The following is an 18,351-nucleotide window of genomic DNA, read 5'->3' as shown; positions in this document are numbered from 1 at the left end:
CTGTCTACTGCTCGGTAACTTCCGGGGCTAGCCTGTCGGCATGGATCTCCTGGCCCTGTGGCGCACGGCGTCGTCCGTCCCCGTCGTCGGCGCGCGCGCCTTCTCCTTCGCGTTCAGCCAGAAGGCGCCGTACTTCGCCACCATCCGACCGCGCTTCACCGTCGTCGAGCCCGACCGCGCCGAGCTCGTCATCCGCGACCGTCGCGGCGTCCACAACCACATCGGCACCGTGCACGCCATCGCGCTGTGCAACGGCCTCGAGGCCGCGATGGGCGCGCTCGCCGAGGTGAGCATCCCCGCCGACAAGCGGTGGATCCCCAAGGGCATGGAGGTCGCCTACACCGCCAAGGCCACCGGCGACATCACCTGCATCGCCGAGACCGACCGCTCCCAGTGGCTCGGTGACGACCCCGACCTGCCCGTGCGGGTCCGCGGCGTGCGTGAGGACGGCACCGTCGTCGTCGAGGGCGAGATCCGGCTCTGGGTGACCCCGCGCAAGGGCGCCGCACGGATGCCCGCGACGACGGGCTGACGACCTACCCTGGACCCGTCATGCGCAGCTACGAGGTGCGCACCTACGGGTGCCAGATGATGCGACCTTCGGTCGCCCCCTGAGGGTCGTGCACAGACCCGAGCAAGCGGTGTGACGTGACGTGTCGATTCCTGTCGCGATGACCCTACGCCGCTGCGTTCTCAACGGCCCCGCCGGGCGCAGTCGAACCGGCCCCCGTGGGAGGTTAGGGAGGTTCGTGAGCGCTCTGGGACTGCTGCGACTCGGCCCGCCCGCGTCGCGTGTTCACCTACCTGTCCATCGGGCGTGAGTCGCTCATACTTTCGATATGGGACCCACCGTGCACCGCTGGAACTGCGTGGTCGAAAAGTGCCCGCAGCCCGTTTACGCGAGGGCCGACCGCCTCTGCCATCACCACTGGCACGCGAAGCGAGCGGGTCTGCCCCTGGTGGCCCTGAACTTGGCCCCGGACGCGACGTGCTGTGCCCCAAGATGCGAGGACCTGGTCTACAACGTCATTCGCCAACTCTGTCGGCGTCACTACAGCCAGTGGACAAGGGGTGCCCAGATTGGCGACATCCCCGTTCGCTCGAGGGAGTAGTGACACCACTGCTTGGGGTGGTCTAGACATCTGAGTGCATGCTTATGCGCTGTCGTGCAAGTTACTTGCGAGTCAGGGGGAGGGGGTAAAACCCGTTCTTGCACGCCGCGTATGCATCAATATTCAGGCGGCCTTCGGGCTATCGTCGCAGGTCAGAGCGCTGCGAGGGTTCTTCGTGTCAGGCCAACACCGGCCCCCAGAACCGACGCGAAGGATTCACGATGACCCGGACAATGATTGCTGACCTTGACACCAACACCCGGGAGGATGGGGAAGTCGAGCCGGACCTGTTGTCCGTGCTCCCGACCGAGACCCTGGCGACGACGCTTAACCGTCTGGTGGAGTTCAACAAGCGGTTCGTTCGCCACCCTCACGACTCCACCTACGACCTGACGGTGCTCTGGGCCGCACACACGCACAGCATGCAGACGTGGCGGGCCTCGCCTCGCCTGTTCATCGTGGCCCCGGAGCCCGGTTGCGGGAAGTCGACCCAAGCCGAGGTCATCAAGTTCGCGTCGCACGCAGGAATCCGAGCGGGCTCAAGTAGCGCGGCAGGACTGTTCACCATCGTGACCACTCGCACGGTGTTTCTTGACGAGACGCAGAATCTGTTCACGTCCCACCCCGAGCGCGGTGTCCTGACGGCTGTCATCAACGACGGCTATCTGCCCGATGGCTTCGTGTTGCGCAAGGCTGGTCCCGTCCCCTGCTACGGCGCTCTGGCGTTCGCCGGCATCGAAAACGGCACCATGCCGAAGGACACTCGCTCGCGCTGCATCCCCATCCGCATGCGCCCTGGTGTGCCCGCCGAGTCTTTCGACCCGTACGACCACATCGCCTACGGGGATGAGGTCAGGGCGCGCCTCAAGCGCTTCTCGGAATCGTGGACGTGGCACAAGCCAGTGCCTGGGCGGTTCAACCAGATTTGGGCCGCGCTGCACTCGGTTGCTGCTGCCGCGGGGGAGGACTGGCCCGAGCGGCTTAGGACGGCTCAGGAGGTCCATCAGTGGCCGACAGAGGACAACGACCAGAAGGGCATCCTCCGTGCCACCCGGGAGTGCTTCGCTGCCACGAAGGCGGACCGTGTGTCTTCGACCCACCTGGCGGACTACATCAGCAGGGACGACCGGTTGCCCAACGTTACGCCGAAGAATTTGGCCGGACGGCTGCGAGGCTACGGCGTAGAGCCCCGCAAGATTTCCAGCATGTACTACTTCAAGGCTGACCTCGCGCCCGTCTGGGAGGAGTGGCTCTGAGCCCCGGAACCCGCAGGACCCCTACCGCAGATGCGCGGTAGGGGTCCTGTTTGTCGTAGGGCCGGACGCTTCGGACGGCGATATTGGCGCTGTTGGCGCCCGCGCTGAACCGGGTCCGTCGAGAGAGGACTAGCGAATGCAGCCGATGACCTTGCCTGTGGCCTTGTACTTCTTGGTGGCAGGGACGATGGCCTTGAAGCAGGTGCCCTTCGGTCCAGTGACGCCAATCTTGACGGCGCCGGTGGGGTTCTTGGCGGTGGCTCGCTTGAACAACTTGAAGTTCTGACCCTTCAACTTGCGCTGAATCTGGAACTTGCCCCTGTAAGTCGGGACCTTGCCGATGACGACGCTGTTCCCGCTGCGCTTCACCTCGGCGACTCGGAGATTGATGGCGTGGAACTTCTTCGACGGCGCTGCCGGGGGGTTGTTGTTGCCGCCCGAGTTTGACGACGTGTTGCAGGGGCAGGGATTGGACTCGCAGGCGACGCCGTCGCCGTCTGTGTCGAGGCCGTTCGGGTCGCTCGGGTTGTTGTTCAAGTTCGCCTGAGCGGCAGCCTGCGAACTGAAGTCATCGCAGTTCAGGTCTTTCGCCTGCGCCGAGGTCGTTGACCCGGCGAGAGCGACGAAGGTCAAGCCGGTGGCGGCGAGCATCAGGGTCAGTAGCCGGACAAGGTTACGCATGTGGAGCACTCCCCGTGGGTCGTTGGTTGGAACGGACTTGGCAGGGTATCCCTGTCGCCGGGTCGCCTGAGTACCGGTCGGCCCCGCTCGGCGGGACACAAGTCGTCGGGTGGACGATTTGCGGCCTTACCCGGCAGCCATGCCTGGCCGGTCGTGCGGCACCGTTGGCCAACCCTTGGAACATGAACAGGCGGGACTCACAAGCCTCTCGCAGGCAGCGTCGGACAGCCCGCCGAGGTGTCAGTCCAGCAGTGCAAACGCACCCGGCGTCTTCGGAGGCTCTCGATGCAGCACGAATTGAGGGTTGCCCTGGGTGTCATTAACCGCGCCAACAAGTGACCAGCCGTCAACCTCGGCGTCGTTCAGGTACTTTGTGAGGGCCTCCGCCTCTGTGGCGTTGGTCGAAGTCTCAGGGTCCGCCGCCCATGCAGCCTTGCCCTGCTCCTGAGCCAGGAATACCGTCACAACACGATATGGCATAGTTAATTCTCTTCCTCTTCGTACGTGAAAATACAGGCAGCCTCATCTGAGGATGACTCTTGGAGCACCTGCAGTAGCACATAACCCTCATCAGCCAGGCGGTTTAGGCCCATCTCGAGTGCCTTTGCGCCTCGACGAACGCCACCATCCGCGCCGACCTCCTCGACAGCAGACCGAAGTCGAACTGCGTAACGCATCCGGGTCACTTGGCCGCCTCGAAGGCTTTAATGACCTCGCCCTTGATGCGACCGCGCTCCGAAACCTCGTGGCCGTTGTCCTTGGCCCAAGCACGAATGTCGGCTAATTCCTTTTTTGTGCGACCGGATGCGGTGCTTGCCGCATGCCGAGTGGCACCGGGGGTCGTGGTGTCTGCGTCCTTTATGAACGGGTCCAACGCCTTGAGCAGAGCCTGATGGCTCTTCTCGGACAGGTACAGGCTGTATGTCGTTCGGCCCATCGACAGGTTGATGGGCTTGGTGTCCTCTGGCAGTTCTTTGCCATCGAAGTCGTCGAGCACGACTGTCTTACGCATGGCTGGCATGTGATGGTCCTAACGTCAAGCAGTGGGGTTGCCTCAGGTCGGCATGGCAAACATTTCAGACCAGTTATGCATGAAATCCAAGGAGATGCATGATACGACGCTCATAGTAACGTGCAACTGTCAAGATAGTGCGCCCATGCCGTGCAGGCCGTCTCGTGGCTCCGGGCAATCACCGCTGTCACGCAGACTTGGTGCCACTGGGCGAGGGCCTATCAGCGTTAGCATTGCGTCGTGCAAGAACCCGACCCGTCCATCGCCGACTACCTCGCTTCGTTGATGCACGCGGCCGTCACGAAGAGGGCCAAGCGTACGGGCCTGCGCCACTTCGATGACTGGTTGACCGCCCACCGTGGCCGCGCCATTCAGTCCGCCACGACACGCGATATCGCAAACTATCTCGCTGAGTGGGACGAGGCTGGCAAGTCAGTCGCGAGCCAAAGAAACCGTTTCCATGTTCTGCGGGGATATTTCCGATGGTTAGAATTAGAGGGCGAGATTGCCCGCTCGCCTATGACCGGCATGCAACCTCGACAGGAGGTGCGAAAGCTCCCGCAGTCGGTTTCTGTAGACGAACTTCGCTTGATGCTGGACAATACTGTCTCGGACCAAGGCTGGCTCATTATAGCCGTGCTGGCAGTCAACAGCCTTCGAGTTTCGGAACTGCTGGGGTGCGATGTTTCGAATGTGGAGCGTCGCAATGGTTTCACCCATCTACGGTTCGACTCTAACCTCGGTCAGCAGCGTCCCCCGCTCATTGTTTTGGCACCCGAGGTAGAAGTCGTTTTGTCTCGCTATCTCAAAGGACGCCGTTCGGGACCCCTCATCCTGAACGTCAACGGTGGCCGACTGAATCGTTCGTCTGCTGCTTCAATGGTCCGACTTACAGCCCAGCGGGCGGGCATCCCCTACACCGTGACGCCCCAGATGCTCTCCTACACACTTCAGGCGACAGCACTGGAGAACGGGTTCAGTCTCACGAGCGTCCTGCGCGCGATGGGAGTGCCACAGCCTCGGCATTCCATGCGGTGGATGACAGCAGACCGTCCGCTCTCGCAAGACAACGCCTCCCTGCGGTTGGCGAGAATGGTTTTTCACCCGACAGAATCCACTCAGAACGCCTTGAGCAATGTGGAGTCGCTTCTCAGTGATGCATCAACTCCGGACGCCTTTGCGCTCATGGCTGCGGGGGCGGTCCTCGAGCGGCACCTGCGGCTGCTCTGCATGGAGAGCGGTGTTCAAGCCCCCGAACCGCAGGACCTTGGGTCTATCAACCGTTGGGCTGGCGAGTTGCAGCGGCTTCGAGTGCTAGAAACGGCTGACCGGCACCTGGTCGATTCCATCGGCAACCGACGCAACTGGGCTGCGCATGGCTTCTTCGAACGTCTCGAAGTGGGCATGGCGGAGCAAACATACAGAAGTGTTCTCGACATTGTGACGAGATACCCCCTCCGCGACGCTGCAGCAACTGTGCGTTGACGCCCGAACAACGGCCAACGTCATCTGTTGTGCCACGAAGCCGGCTCGTCTCCTCAACTCCTCGCTGCCTGGGCTTCTGCGAAACTCTTCGCCGTGCGAACGTTCGGGAAGTGGCTCTTGGTGGGCTGCGGTCTAGTTTCCGCCTCATGCGTTGCTCTTCTGATAGTCAACCCGTCACGTCCGGGCCCGTGGTTCACCCTCGCTGGCGTGCTGCTCAGCGGCGTGTCCGTGGCCCTCTCGCTTCGCAAGAGCCAGACCAAGTGACGAGCCAAGTGCCTCAAGCCTTTGGCGCGGGCGATAGAGCGTTGTACAGAGTCTGACGACTGACGCCTAGTCGACGGGCAACCTCTGCCTTTGGCACCCCACCGGCGACCCATGCTTGCGCTTGACCGAGGGTTTCTGGTGTGAGGCGGGGCTTCCGCCCCGCGTAGACGCCCTTGGTCTTAGCGATGGCGATGCCCTCTGCCTGACGTTCTCGGATGAGCGAGCGCTCGAACTCCGCGAACGCTCCCATAACTGAGAGCAGCAACTTGCTCATGGCCGACTCATCGTCGGTGAACGACAGCCCCTCTTTCACGAACTCCACGCGCACGCCCTTGCCGACCAAGGCGTCAACCAGTCGGCGGAGGTCATCGAGATTGCGCGCCAGTCGGTCGAGGCTCGCAACCCGCACCGTGTCTCCCTCCCGGACATAGGTCAGCATCTCGGAAAGGGCCGGACGTTCAGCGGACTTCCCACTCATCTTGTCCATGAAGACCCGGTCGGCACCGGCTAGCGCCTCAACCTGACGGGCTTCGTTCTGCTCAGCGCTACTGACCCGCACGTAGGCCACAATCTGTCCAGACACTTCTAAGACCCTTCGACACATATGTCCAGGAACGCCAATCGCGACCCTAGATGGACACTAGAGCAGGAACTGTCGAGTGTCTAGTTAGGGTGTACCTCAAATGGACAGTCCAAGGCATCCAAGCCGTTGGTCAGTCAGTGATACGTGAAGCCCTGGGCCCTGCTCGACTGGGCGTGCTACGCGGCTGGAGGGCTCACCAGAAGAGCGACATCGCGCCCAGCGTCGCTGAGAGCCTCGCCAGCATCGAGTCGAACCGTCGCCCGAACCGTCCAGCCATCTAGAACCGTCGACTCCGACAGCGTTACACGGAGATTTACATGGCCGTCGTGAGTTGCCTCGATGCGCAGGTCACCCTCGACGGACTCAAAAACTAGGACACCCGTCCACCCACGCCACTGGTCAGCGAGGCCAGTAAAGAAGGTCGCCAGGTGTGCGAATCCGTCGACCCAGCCTGCATAGACCTGGCGACTGGCGTGCAGGTCAGGCCCAGTAAGGGTGACCGAAAGCAAGTCCGCTGAGTCGGCGCCCAAAGACTGCGGGTCTGCGAACACCATCGTAGTGCCCTCGCTGCCTATGACCACGGGGTCCATACCGACATCATCAGCGACTCGCCCGCACAAATGGTTCAACGACTCGGCGTCGTCGGCCCGCTGCTGGGCCACCCCCACCAGATGTCGAGCGGTACCACGACGCTCCCGGGGTTCGGGGATGCTCTGAACAGATATCGCCGACGCATACGAGCGCCGCAGTTCCGGCATCTGATTTGCAGTGCCTTGCGCCCCTACCGGTGCCATCATGCAACGGTGGATGTGTGGGAGCACGACGGCAGGCTGTTCGAGGTCGTGATGGCCTCTGATTTGAACCGCGACAGTATGGTTCTGGAACTCGGCGACCTTGCGGACGACTCAGGACGCGGGCCAGTCATTGAGGCGGTATGGCATGACGCTGACCCCGGCTTCGACTTCGTCGTTCACCAGGCGACTGTGCTTCCGATGGCGGTCATCGTCAGGTTTGTCGAGGAGGCGCAGCAGAGGCTCCCGCCGCGCCAACAGAGTGACGATTAGCGTCACCTGACACCGACATCACGGGGGTAACTACCGGTGCGAGCCGTACAGATGACCGCCCTCGCGGTCACCTCTGCCCTGATGACATCTTGCAGTTGGGGCGAGCCACCATCAACAACTCCGTCTGACGGCTCGGCTTCGGTAGAGGCGACTTACGAGTTAGCGACTGTCGCAACGTGTGTCTTGAAGGGGTCGAGGAATACTCGTGTCACCCTTGTTGAGAGCAACACCGGACTGCTCATGGAGTTCCGGGGTGAGCCGGTCCCTGCCATCGGGACCGCTCTCTATTCCGTGACGGCCTACGACTCCACCGAGAATTACGGCGGGCAGATGGGCGTGAAGTTTCAGGACGGTCAGCAGGTCGAGTCTTTCTACTTCGACGAGACCGCCCAGCAACAAAGCCTGGACGCCTCTGCGACGGTCGACGGTCGGGTCATTTCGGCCCTGTTCCCAACAGACGTGCTCGGCGAGTTGGGTAAGCGGGGGGTCTCCTCGTGGTCGGCGGCACTGAGTCTCAACGGGCAAGACGTCGGCCTGTGCCCCCGGGCCTACGGGTATCTGCCGTTCCCCGGAGCCACGAATTAGCACCACTGGGTGTCGGCACGACGCGACACCATCTCCGGCCCTTCAAGGTGGGTCGTAGACATCGGTGCTCTATGACTGAGACGGGCAAGTCGAGCCCCTGGCAATACTTGCGACGGACAGTGGCGCCCCCTTTAGTGCTCTCTATGACAAGGTCGTCAGGGCAGTGACCAGGAGATGTTTTTATCGCCCCTCGCGCTATGGTCAATCTGAGCCGGCTGGTCACCGTGAGGACTTCACGGTGACCAGCCTTCGCCGTCATTCGTTCACGACTCGACGCTCTACTACGACGTAGTCCTCGACCTGGCGCTCATCCGAGTCCTCGTCAATGACCGCGAGTACCTCGCCACCGCGCAGAGCCGTGTACACGAGGCTGTCTGCGACCCAGTCGCCGTCGTGCGACTGGTAGCCATTCACTAGCGTCTGAACAACAAGTGTCTTGCCGTTCTGCTCTTTGACCTCGGCCCACCTTAAGTAGGTCTGCTCATTCATCTCCTCGGCTTCCCAAGGCTGCGGCACCGCCACTGCGTCGGTCATGCGGCCCCCTTTGGCAACCTGATTGGGTGGAATACGCTGAATCGGCCCGGTCCAACCTCTAGGAAGGGCAGGCCCTTCTCAGAAATGACGCGGCGTGCGCTAGCGCCTGGTGCTTGCTGCCAATCCGAATCGTCGGCGAACAGTTTGCAGACATCGCTCGCGCTCAGAAACCCCCCGACGACCGTACGACAAGACTCTTCGTACTCTGCGGCCTGTCTATTTGCCGCGTTGCTCTCCTGCGTCAGCCGCAGGAGGTTTAGTTCATGCTCTTGCATGGTTTTTGTATCTCCTTCATCTTAATTGGAGGGGGTCCTTCCCCTCGCTAATGCCGCGTCCCCGTAGGGTCCACGGCGGTCTGTGGAAGCAACTCGCCCTTGGCTCGTTGCCATTATTAGCAGGGATTGGGTTCCAAGAGAATGAAGAAGACTGGGCAAGTCTTCCTAATTCCTCTTTCCTTCTCTGACTACTAAGGGCGCGACTGCGTCGCGCTGTCTTGATAGTTTGCTTTGAATGATTCTTTGAGTGATTGTTTGATAGATTACTCATCCCGCGAGGAATACGGCGCCTACCCACGGGGACCACGGTTGTGCCCTCAGGGAACAGGGTTTGGTCCTGAAGGAACACGGTCAACTTCACCGTCCCAGTCCAAGTTCAAGGTGTAGGTGTAGTTTGCCCACTGGCCGTGATGGTGCTTTTTGTCCCCGGTCATTGCCCCTGATGCAAAAAGGGCACGCCTATGTGCGCCAAACTTAGAGCGATTTAAGTTGGTTGCTTCTTCTAACTGTTCAGTCGTAGGAAAAGACCACAACTTATCACCATACATGCGGTCGAAGACCGCGTAAGCAAAAACCTTTTGTGCGTTGGTCAAGTTCGACCGCATTACAAGGCCAAGCCACTTTTGCTTTCTCTCAAATATCGTCATGTTTTATCTTTCTCAATATGAAAAGGTCCCCTCTCGCTACCAGACGAGAGGGGACCTTCGGCATCTTTCACATTGAGGAGAAAGTTTCTGAGGAATGCTTCATTTCTGGTAGCGGAGGCCTTTGATTGCCTACTCTAATTATACCACAGAATGCCATTCTTTGCGTCACGCTAGAACGATTGCTCTGTGCATCTAGTCTACCATCTAGATTTTATTCTGAACAGACCTGCGTGCATTCCGGAATTGTTTTCTCAGCGCCGTCGAATTTGACCCGGTCGTCCTGTCCGAGCCGAATTCGCTGGGCTGTCAGGAGCCCCTCAGGGGCGTCGGGTGGCCCTATCCGAACGTGTCGTGAATGGTCCGGCTGGTGTTCGCCTGGCTGTAGGTGCGGAGAGTGACCGCGATGTCCGAGTGACGCATCTGTTCGGAGACAACGGAGAGGGGCACGCCGCGGGCCAACATGGTCGACGCGTACCAGTGGCGCAACATGTGCGGGTTGAGCCGGATGCCAACCTTGAGTCCAGCGCGTCGGATGGACTCTCTGACCACGTCGGGCTTGGTCGTCTTGTCCAGCGACAGGACGACCCCCGTCAGGAAGTGGGGTATGACCACCTCGGCTACGCCCGACTTCGTCGGGCCGACCTTGGTCGTTGTCGGCTTGCCGGTTTCGTGCAGTTGCTGCACCTGTTTGTCGACGCGAAGACGGTCGCCCGTGACGTCCGACGACGTGATGGCGCACGCCTCCCCGATGCGAAGGCCCGCGTACATCATGAGAAGCCCTCTGGGCTCGTGTGGAGTCGTCATGAGCGCCAGACGAAGCGTGTCCTCGTCTGGGAGGTCGTAGCGCCTTGGGATGCCGCGAGGAATCTTCATGGGCCACCCGAAGACCGACCGAAGGCAGATGACGGCTGCCCGTCTCGTGTTGGGGCTGTCGATGCTCCATAGGGACTCGACCACGTCCCCCTGTGCAACCTCCCCAACCTCCCTGTCGAGCAGGTCGAGGCGGGTCAGAAGGCGCTGGTAGTGGAGGTAGGTCGAGCGTCGGAGTCCACGTGCTAACGCCACTTCTCTGAGCAGGTCATGGACCGTCTGGCCGTTGGTCGTCATGGGTGGGTTCCTCACGTATCCGCTGTTCGCGATGAATCTCCACGCCGTTCCCCGCCGTAAACTGCCGTGGTCATGCGCAGCTACGAGGTGCGCACCTACGGGTGCCAGATGAACGTGCACGACTCCGAGCGGCTCGCGGGGCTGCTGGAGGACGCCGGCTACGTCGCCGCCGCCGAGGGCCAGGACGCCGACGTCGTCGTGTTCAACACCTGCGCGGTGCGCGAGAACGCCGACAACAAGCTCTACGGCAACCTCGGCCACCTCGCGCCGCGCAAGGCGGCCGACCCGGGCATGCAGATCGCCGTCGGCGGCTGCCTCGCCCAGAAGGACCGCGACACCATCACCGAGCGGGCCCCGTGGGTCGACGTCGTCTTCGGCACCCACAACATCGGCTCGCTGCCCGCCCTGCTCGACCGCGCCCGCGTCCAGCAGGAGGCGCAGGTCGAGATCCTCGAGTCGCTCGACGTCTTCCCCTCGACGCTCCCGACCCGCCGCGAGTCGGCGTACGCCGCGTGGGTGTCGGTGAGCGTCGGGTGCAACAACACCTGCACGTTCTGCATCGTCCCGGCGCTGCGCGGCAAGGAGCGTGACCGGCGCCCGGGCGAGATCCTTGCCGAGATCGAGGCGCTCGTCGCCGAGGGCGTCAGCGAGATCACCCTGCTCGGTCAGAACGTCAACGCCTACGGCGTGGAGTTCGGCGACCGCCAGGCCTTCTCCAAGCTGCTGCGGGCCTGCGGGAGCATCGAGGGGCTCGAGCGGGTGCGGTTCACCAGCCCGCACCCGGCGGAGTTCACGGACGACGTCATCGAGGCGATGGCCGAGACGCCCAACGTCATGCCGAGCCTCCACATGCCACTGCAGTCGGGCTCCGACCAGGTGCTGCGTGCGATGCGGCGGTCGTACCGGCGCTCGCGCTACCTCGGCATCATCGAGCGGGTCCGCGCCGCGATCCCCGATGCCGCCATCACCACCGACATCATCGTGGGCTTCCCCGGCGAGACCGAGGAGGACCTCGAGCAGACCCTCGAGGTCGTGCGCGAGGCGCGGTTCGCCAGCGCCTTCACCTTCCAGTACTCCAAGCGTCCCGGCACCCCCGCCGCCACGCTGCCCGACCAGATCGAGCCCGCCGTCGTGCGCCAGCGCTACGAGCGGCTCGCCGCGCTGGTGTCCGAGGTCGCCTGGGCCGAGGGCAAGCGCCAGGTCGGCCGCACGATCGACGTCATGGTCGCCGAGGGCGAGGGCCGCAAGGACGCCGAGACGCTGCGTCTCTCCGGCCGCGCCCCCGACAACCGGCTGGTCCACTTCGCCGCTCCGGACACCGCCGTGCGCCCCGGCGACGTCGTCACGGTCGAGGTCACCTACGCCGCACCCCACCACCTCGTCGCCGACCGCGTCCTCGGCGTGCGCCGTACCCGGTCCGGCGACGCCTGGGAGGCCCGCACCGCCGCCCCCGTGCCCGCCGGAGTCTCCCTCGGCATGCCGAGCCTCGGCGTACCGGCCCCGCTGCCGGACGCGCCCGCCTGCCGCTGACGGGTCAGCGCCAGTCGAGGTCGATCTCGGTGCCGGGGTAGAGGTCGAGGCCGGGTGGGGCGTCGATGATCATTCGGGCGTGGTGTGCGGGGATGGGTCGGGTGCCGGTGTGGTCGACGAGGTAGCCGAGGCCGTGGGGTGTGAGCCAGGCGTAGCGGCCTGCGCCTGATTGTCGTGCTTGGTAGCCGGCGTGGGTCTTCCACCTGTGGTGTCGGCGGCCGAGGGGGCCGGAGTTGTGGGTGCCGGTCTGCCCGGGCGGACCTTGCGCTGTGCACGGCGTGGGATGGTCGTAGTCGACGCGTCTGCTGACGTTGACCGCGTAGGGCCAGTAGTCGCCGCCGGTGGTGAGGTGCACCCGTTCCTTCAACGCCTCGGGATGCTCGTAGGCCGTGGTCCGGACGCGGTCGGCGAGGTCGATGACCGGCTTCACGGTGACCTTGCAGCCGGCGAGGAGGCCGGTGACCCCGGTGAGCGTGCTCGGTCCGAGGCCTTCGATGCGGGCGACGGCGGGGGTGCCGTGGAGCGCGGCTCGGTGGAGGTGGACGTACAGCACTGTCCGGGGGCGCAGGGGTTCGAGGTTCAGGTCGCGCAGGGCGTTGAGGAGGTCGGCGGGTATCGCGGTCGCCCGGGACGGCTCGGCCTCTTCATCGAAGAGGCCGGGTTGCTCGTGCTCGACGAGGAGCTTGAAGAGCTCGGCGGGGCGGGCGAGCCACCCGAACGCGATCGACCTGAGCTCTTGGGCGCCGGTGTCGGGGTGGCGGGGTGCGATGAGCTCGACGACGCGGGTGAGGGTGGCGTCGATCCAGTGCGCGTCGCCGGCTTCGACCCTGGCGATGATGGTGCGCAGGCCGTGCTCGTCGGTGCGGACATCCCGACGTACCGACGTCACCGCTCGGCCTCGACGCGTTCTTCGTGGAGGGCGGGGTCGGCCTCGACGATTTTGCCTCTGCGACCGCCAAGACCCGTCCGCCGGCCTCGCGGGCGATGACCCGGGCGACCGCTAGATCGACGGTCCCGACACAGTCGAGCGGCAGGTGCCGTGACAGCTTCGCGACCCGACGGGCGACGCTCACCTCCGCCTCGCCGCGGCGTACGACGGCCCAGGTCAGCGGGAGCCGGTGCCGTAGGTCGAGGACGTCGGCCAGAGCGTTCGACGTGGCCACGACGCCGGTGCCGCGGGCGATCGCGATCTCGCCGAGGCAGTGGTCGCGGACCTTCGGGGTGCCCTGGCCACCGAGCTGCGCCAGTGTGTCCCAGCGTCCGGCGGCGGGTCCGGTGTGCAGGTCGGCCCACGCGGCGAGGGTCTCGAGGTCTTCGACCTCGACCAGACGACGGGCACGCACGACCCGGGTCGCGGAGGCCAGCACGGCCTGCGCGAGCTCGTGGTCGAGATGCTCCGTCATGAGTCAAACGCTAGAGGTCACCACCGACATTCAGGCCCCGTCGAGGCCGTCGTCGATCAGCATCCGAGACGACCCTTAGAACAATCCTTCCGGGGCCGGCGAAGGTGGTTTCGAGACAGGACTTCGTCCTTCCTCAACCACCGGTCGGTCGGCTCCCGGGCCGGCGTACCCCGAGAGTGGATTCGAGACAGGACTTCGTCCTTCCTCAACCACCGACTGCTCGCGTCCCGCCCACCGCCGGTAGTTCGCCTCACCAGTTGCCGGGGGAGGCGGGGAGGGGGTGGGCGGCGTCGTGGACGACGTAGGCGGTGCCGCCGGAGCCGCCGAGCCAGGCGGCCTCGAACTGGGCGCGGGAGTAGGTGCGGCGGACGGCGGCGTTGGTGGCGCCGGCCGGGTCGTTGACGACGACGTCGCCGGAGGGGGTGAAGCCGACGACGACGAGGAGGTGGCCGTTGGTGGAGGAGATGGGGGCGCCGGTGAGTGCGCCGCGGGCGAACGAGACCGACGTGATCACGGGGATGCCGGCGGCGACGAGCTGCTCGGCCTCGGTGAGCGAGCGCAGCCGGGTCACGAAGGCGTCGAGGCCGCGGGAGGCGGCGTAGGCGGTGTTGAACGGCCAGTTCCCGGTGCCGCCGTACGCCGTGTCGTAGGTGCGGCGGGCGGCCTCGGCGACGAACGGGTCGGTGCGGGCGCCGACCCAGCCGAGCGAGGTCGGGAGCTTGCCGTAGTAGCCGAGCACCATCGACAGCGAGGTCGGGGAGCACCACGCCTCGCCGCCGCCGCCGTACTGCGGGAACTGGCCGGCGTGGATCATCTGCGAGTACGTCGGCACGGGGATCACGGTGCCGGCGGCCGAGGCCGGGCCGGGCGCCGAGACCGCGGGCACGCCGGCGGGGATGGCGGAGGCCGCGGCGCCGACGTAGGCGACCGTCGGGGCGGCGCTGGTGGCGCCGGCGCGCCGCATCAGGCGCACCTGCAGCTGGTAGCCGGTGGCGCCGGTCGCGGAAGCGGACTTCCAGGTGTCGACGTCGACGCGGCCGAGGGCGTCGGACTGGCCGGGCACCGACGTGCGGCGCACGTGCTTGTCGCCGGAGGTCCAGCGGCCGAGCACCTGCCAGCGGCCGGTCGTGGTGCCGTCGGTGACCCGCACCCGGGTCTCGACCCACGAGTTGCGCGGGGTGGTGGCCGACCAGGACGCGATGAGCTGGGTGATGCCGTGGCCGGGGGAGGTCCACGGCGAGGTCCACGTGCCGACGTCGTAGGACGTCGAGCGGTAGGTGCGGCGGGCGGTCGCGCCCTCGAGCACCAGCGAGCCCTGACGCACCTTCAGCCCCGACCGGGCGCCGGGGCGCAGCTCCTTGCCGGCGTCCCACCGGGTCCAGGTCACGGCCCGGTCGCCCGCCCGTTCGGGAGCGGGGGCAGCGGAGGCCGACGGCGCCGCCCACGGCAGCAGGGCGAGGGTGAGGACGGCGAGCGAGAGGCGCAGCGGGTTCCGAGACACGCTGACACGGTAGGTCACTTCCGCCACATTCGTCACAGAACGTCAGGCCTGCCCCTAGGCTGCCGATGGTCTGGAGGTCCGTACGGCATCGGGGGAGGAGCGGCATGACGCAGGTCGGTGCGCAGGTGCTGCTCGTCGAGGACGACGAGGGCGATGCGCTGCTCGTGCGCGAGTGCCTGCGCGAGGTCGGCTACGGCGAGGCGGACGTCGCCTGGCGCCGCTCGGTCGCCGAGGGCATCGAGGCGCTGACGCTCGACCCCGACTGCGTGCTGCTCGACCTCGGCCTGCCCGACGCCCACGGGCTGGAGGCCCTGACCCGCTTCGTCGCCCAGCAGGTCACCACGCCGGTCATCGTGCTCACCGGGCGCCACGACCGGACGGGGGTCGAGGCGGTCGCCGCCGGCGCGCAGGACTACCTGGTCAAGGACGACATCACCCCCGAGCTGCTCGACCGCACCATCAAGTACGCCGTGCAGCGGCGGATGGCGCAGCTGACCGAGTTCCAGCTGCGCGAGGAGCGGATGCTCGCCGCGGAGAACTCCCGTCTCGAGCGCGGCCTGCTGCCCAAGCCGCTGCTGCTCTCCGACTTCGTCGCCTGCCGCAGCCACTACCGGCCCGGCCGCGCGGGGGCGGTGCTCGGCGGCGACTTCTTCGACGTCGTCGAGACCACCGACGGCCGGGTGCGCGCGATCATCGGCGACGTGATGGGCCACGGCCCCGACGAGGCCGCGCTCGGGGTGCACCTGCGGGTGGCCTGGCGGGCGATGGTGCTGGCCGGGGTGCCGGCCGAGCAGATCCTCACCGCCCTGTCTCGGCTGCTGTTCGCCGAGAGTGGCGGGGGCGTCTTCACGACCGCGTGCGACCTGACCATCGAGCGCGACCGCAGCGTCACGACCCGGGTCGCGGGTCACCCGCCGCCGCTGCTGTGCGCGGGCACGACGGCGTCGTTCCTCGACGTCGAGGTCGGCCCGCCGCTGGGCATCGAGGACCTCCACCCGGGCGAGCGTGCCGAGGAGGACTGGCCGGTGAGCCGGGCGGTGCTGCCCGACTCCAGTGCTGTCGTGCTCTACACCGACGGCCTGCTCGACGCCTACCGTCAGCCCGAGAGCCGCACGAGCGTCGGGCTCGAGGAGCTGGCCGAGGTGGCCGCCGACGCGCTCAGCACCGGCGACTCCATCGAGACGCTGCTCCCGGTCGCACTGCCGCGCGACTCGATGAAGGAGGCCGACGACACGGCCCTCGTCGTGCTCAGTCTCGCCGGTTCGGCGGCGTGAGGGCCGGCGTGGAGGAAGGGCAGCGGTGAAGAGCGACAGCTGGAGCCTCGAACGCCGGGTCAACCGGGCGATCGTCCTCGTCCTGGCCCTGATCCTCGTGCTCGTCGTGGTCGTCACCGCCGCGCTGGTGCGGGCCAAGGAGGCCGGTGACAGCGTGATCGACCGCTGGGACCCGGCGCTGCTCTCGCGGGCGCGCTCGACCAACGGGATGATCAGCCAGGAGACCGGGGTCCGGGGGTTCGCCGCGGGCAAGAAGGAGAACTTCCTCGACGCCTACGACGTCGCCGTCCCGGTGATCGCCGAGGAGCTCGACAACCTCCAGCGCTACGTCGACGGCGAGCCCGAGCTCGAGCGCCTCCTCGCGGCGTACGTCGACGCCTACGAGACCTGGAACACCGAGGTCGCCGAGCCGATCATCGCGCGTACCCGGGCCGGTGACGCCGGGGTCGGCGCCGACGCGGTGTCGGAGGCCAACAAGGCGAAGTTCGACGACATCCGCACCGCCCTGCAGGAGCTGAACGACGGGCTGCTGACGAAGTCCGCGGACGCCGAGCATCTGCGCGAGCGGGCCTTCACCTGGGTGTGGGTCGCCATCGGCGTCGGGGTGGCCCTGCTGCTCGCCGTCGGGTTCCTGCTCGCGCGGGGGCTGCGGCGCTCCGTGCTGCAGCCGATCCGCGGGCTCGTCCTGCAGACCCGTGCGGTGGCCGACGGCGACCTGTCGACCGAGATCCACCAGCAGGGCCCGGCGGAGATCGAGACGCTGGCCATCGACGTCGAGACGATGCGCGCCGAGCTGCTCCACCACCTCGAGCGGGTCGAGCGCGCGCGGCTGCGCCTGCAGGAGCGCAGCGCCGAGCTGGCCCGCTCCAACGACGACCTCGAGCAGTTCGCCTACGTCGCCTCCCACGACCTGTCCGAGCCGCTGCGCAAGGTCACCAACTTCTGCCAGCTCCTCGAGCGGCAGTACTCCGACCAGCTCGACGACAAAGCCCGCACCTACATCGGGTTCATGGTCGACGGTGCGAAGCGCATGCAGGTCCTCATCAACGACCTGCTGTCGTTCAGCCGGGTCGGGCGCACCACCGAGCACTTCGCCGAGGTCGACCTCGGGGTCGCCCTGGACCGTGCGCTGAGCACGCTCGACGACCAGATCTCCGCCGGTGGGGTCAAGGTCATCCGCGGTCCGCTGCCGACCGTGCCCGGCGATCCGACGCTGCTCACCGCCCTGCTGCAGAACCTCGTCGGCAACGCCGTGAAGTACCGCAGCGACGAGCGTCCCTCGTGGGTCGAGGTGACCGCGGCCCCGGGCACGGACCTCGACGAGCCGCCGCACTGGGTGGTCACGGTCGCCGACAACGGCATCGGCATCGACGCGCAGTACGCCGAGCGGATCTTCACGATCTTCCAGCGCCTCCACCTGCGCGACGCCTACGGTGGGACCGGCATCGGACTCGCCCTCTGCCGCAAGATCGTGGACTTCCACCGGGGGCGCATCTGGCTCGCCGAACCCGAAGGACCGGGTGCTAGGTTCCAGTTCACGCTCCCTCTGGTCCAGTCCCCCCTCGGAACGGTCGACGACGATGAACCCTCGCCACGCGCTCACGCCTGACGCGCCCCTGTCGGTGCTGCTGGTCGAGGACGACCCGGGCGACGTGATGATCGCCCGCGAGGCGCTGGCCGCCGGACGTCTCTCGACCGAGCTGCACGTCGTGACCGACGGCGTCGAGGCGATGCAGTACCTCCACCAGGACGCGCCGTACGCCGACGCCGTGCGCCCCGACCTGATCCTGCTCGACCTCAACCTCCCGAAGAAGTCGGGCCACGAGGTGCTCGAGGAGGTCAAGGCCGACCCCGAGCTGCGCCGCATCCCCGTCGTCGTGCTGACGACCTCGCAGGCCCAGGAGGACGTCGCGAAGAGCTACGACCTGCACGCCAACGTGCACGTCTCCAAGCCCGTCGACTTCGACCAGTTCACCGATGTCGTCCGTCAGATCGACGACTTCTTCGGCAACATCGCCGAGCTGCCCGAGCAGTAGGG

At 65.8% G+C, this 18,351-nt stretch carries 19 protein-coding genes; 9 read left to right on the top strand and 10 right to left on the bottom strand.

Annotated elements, in window-relative coordinates:
* Positions 1 to 40 precede the first annotated feature (40 nt).
* Together GRQ65_RS18590 and GRQ65_RS18585 are read left to right on the top strand one after the other, a co-directional pair.
* Positions 41 to 532 (top strand): hotdog fold domain-containing protein, encoded by a 492-nt coding sequence (locus GRQ65_RS18590; RefSeq protein ID WP_160879492.1) that lies wholly within the window; start codon positions 41 to 43, stop codon positions 530 to 532.
* Positions 533 to 1,333: 801 nt separating this feature from the next.
* Entirely contained in the window at positions 1,334 to 2,368 is a 1,035-nt protein-coding gene (locus GRQ65_RS18585; RefSeq protein WP_160879491.1) for a DUF3631 domain-containing protein, read from the top strand.
* Between the two features lie 129 nt (positions 2,369 to 2,497).
* Here GRQ65_RS18585 and GRQ65_RS18580 read toward each other — a convergent pair whose 3' ends face one another.
* The 3 genes from GRQ65_RS18580 to GRQ65_RS18570 form a co-directional block, all read right to left on the bottom strand.
* A complete protein-coding gene (locus GRQ65_RS18580; RefSeq protein ID WP_160879490.1) occupies positions 2,498 to 3,049 on the bottom strand; it encodes an excalibur calcium-binding domain-containing protein in 552 nt (183 codons plus the stop codon).
* A 240-nt stretch (positions 3,050 to 3,289) separates the two neighbouring features.
* Positions 3,290 to 3,514 carry a hypothetical protein gene (locus GRQ65_RS18575; RefSeq protein WP_160879489.1) on the bottom strand — a complete coding sequence of 75 codons (225 nt, stop codon included), beginning with the start codon at positions 3,512 to 3,514 and terminating at the stop codon, positions 3,290 to 3,292.
* A 217-nt stretch (positions 3,515 to 3,731) separates the two neighbouring features.
* Positions 3,732 to 4,070, bottom strand: coding sequence for a histone-like nucleoid-structuring protein Lsr2 (locus GRQ65_RS18570; protein WP_160879488.1), 339 nt, complete (start codon positions 4,068 to 4,070; stop codon positions 3,732 to 3,734).
* A 231-nt stretch (positions 4,071 to 4,301) separates the two neighbouring features.
* Between GRQ65_RS18570 and GRQ65_RS18565 the strand changes: the two genes are divergently transcribed.
* Complete coding sequence (locus tag GRQ65_RS18565; protein ID WP_160879487.1) at positions 4,302 to 5,546, top strand: site-specific integrase; 1,245 nt, start codon at positions 4,302 to 4,304, stop codon at positions 5,544 to 5,546.
* Positions 5,547 to 5,823: 277 nt separating this feature from the next.
* On the opposite strand, the gene GRQ65_RS18560 is transcribed toward GRQ65_RS18565, so the two are convergent.
* Entirely contained in the window at positions 5,824 to 6,393 is a 570-nt protein-coding gene (locus GRQ65_RS18560; protein WP_160879486.1) for a recombinase family protein, read from the bottom strand.
* Positions 6,394 to 6,569: 176 nt separating this feature from the next.
* On the bottom strand, positions 6,570 to 6,983 hold the full coding sequence (locus GRQ65_RS18555; protein ID WP_160879485.1) for a DUF6228 family protein: 414 nt from the start codon (positions 6,981 to 6,983) through the stop codon (positions 6,570 to 6,572).
* Positions 6,984 to 7,196: 213 nt separating this feature from the next.
* Between GRQ65_RS18555 and GRQ65_RS18550 the strand changes: the two genes are divergently transcribed.
* Both GRQ65_RS18550 and GRQ65_RS18545 read left to right on the top strand, forming a co-directional pair.
* Positions 7,197 to 7,457: a hypothetical protein gene (locus GRQ65_RS18550; RefSeq protein ID WP_160879484.1), complete on the top strand. Its 261-nt coding sequence runs from the start codon at positions 7,197 to 7,199 to the stop codon at positions 7,455 to 7,457.
* Positions 7,458 to 7,748: 291 nt separating this feature from the next.
* On the top strand, positions 7,749 to 8,042 hold the full coding sequence (locus GRQ65_RS18545) for a hypothetical protein (protein WP_160879483.1): 294 nt from the start codon (positions 7,749 to 7,751) through the stop codon (positions 8,040 to 8,042).
* A 255-nt stretch (positions 8,043 to 8,297) separates the two neighbouring features.
* Here GRQ65_RS18545 and GRQ65_RS18540 read toward each other — a convergent pair whose 3' ends face one another.
* The 3 genes from GRQ65_RS18540 to GRQ65_RS18530 form a co-directional block, all read right to left on the bottom strand.
* Positions 8,298 to 8,576 carry a hypothetical protein gene (locus GRQ65_RS18540; protein WP_160879482.1) on the bottom strand — a complete coding sequence of 93 codons (279 nt, stop codon included), beginning with the start codon at positions 8,574 to 8,576 and terminating at the stop codon, positions 8,298 to 8,300.
* Between the two features lie 592 nt (positions 8,577 to 9,168).
* The gene (locus GRQ65_RS18535) at positions 9,169 to 9,498 is read right to left on the bottom strand and encodes a hypothetical protein (RefSeq protein WP_160879481.1); all 330 of its coding nucleotides are present in this window, start codon (positions 9,496 to 9,498) and stop codon (positions 9,169 to 9,171) included.
* A 336-nt stretch (positions 9,499 to 9,834) separates the two neighbouring features.
* On the bottom strand, positions 9,835 to 10,605 hold the full coding sequence (locus GRQ65_RS18530) for a site-specific integrase (RefSeq protein ID WP_160879480.1): 771 nt from the start codon (positions 10,603 to 10,605) through the stop codon (positions 9,835 to 9,837).
* Positions 10,606 to 10,677: 72 nt separating this feature from the next.
* On the opposite strand from GRQ65_RS18530, the gene miaB reads away from it, so the two are divergent.
* On the top strand, positions 10,678 to 12,135 hold the full coding sequence (gene miaB, locus GRQ65_RS18525; protein WP_160879479.1) for a tRNA (N6-isopentenyl adenosine(37)-C2)-methylthiotransferase MiaB: 1,458 nt from the start codon (positions 10,678 to 10,680) through the stop codon (positions 12,133 to 12,135).
* Positions 12,136 to 12,139: 4 nt separating this feature from the next.
* On the opposite strand, the gene GRQ65_RS18520 is transcribed toward miaB, so the two are convergent.
* Entirely contained in the window at positions 12,140 to 13,024 is an 885-nt protein-coding gene (locus GRQ65_RS18520) for a hypothetical protein (protein WP_160879478.1), read from the bottom strand.
* Between the two features lie 764 nt (positions 13,025 to 13,788).
* Positions 13,789 to 15,039 (bottom strand): C39 family peptidase, encoded by a 1,251-nt coding sequence (locus tag GRQ65_RS24170; RefSeq protein WP_160879477.1) that lies wholly within the window; start codon positions 15,037 to 15,039, stop codon positions 13,789 to 13,791.
* 104 nt (positions 15,040 to 15,143) lie between these two features.
* Between GRQ65_RS24170 and GRQ65_RS18510 the strand changes: the two genes are divergently transcribed.
* From GRQ65_RS18510 to GRQ65_RS18500, 3 genes are read left to right on the top strand one after another with little or no spacing between them, the layout of a single operon-like run.
* Positions 15,144 to 16,313, top strand: a complete 1,170-nt coding sequence (locus GRQ65_RS18510; RefSeq protein ID WP_160879476.1) for a PP2C family protein-serine/threonine phosphatase — start codon at positions 15,144 to 15,146, stop codon at positions 16,311 to 16,313.
* 25 nt (positions 16,314 to 16,338) lie between these two features.
* Positions 16,339 to 17,922, top strand: a complete 1,584-nt coding sequence (locus GRQ65_RS18505; RefSeq protein WP_160879475.1) for an ATP-binding protein — start codon at positions 16,339 to 16,341, stop codon at positions 17,920 to 17,922.
* Positions 17,894 to 18,349 (top strand): response regulator, encoded by a 456-nt coding sequence (locus GRQ65_RS18500; RefSeq protein ID WP_160879474.1) that lies wholly within the window; start codon positions 17,894 to 17,896, stop codon positions 18,347 to 18,349. Before GRQ65_RS18505 ends, GRQ65_RS18500 begins: the two co-directional genes overlap by 29 nt.
* Positions 18,350 to 18,351: the final 2 nt, after the last annotated feature.

Origin of the sequence: Nocardioides flavescens, from assembly GCF_009823805.1 — a bacterium.
In the GTDB taxonomy this organism is placed as follows: domain Bacteria; phylum Actinomycetota; class Actinomycetes; order Propionibacteriales; family Nocardioidaceae; genus Nocardioides; species Nocardioides flavescens.
Note: the sequence above shows the minus strand (reverse complement) of the source record. Positions and strands in the feature narration are given on the sequence as shown.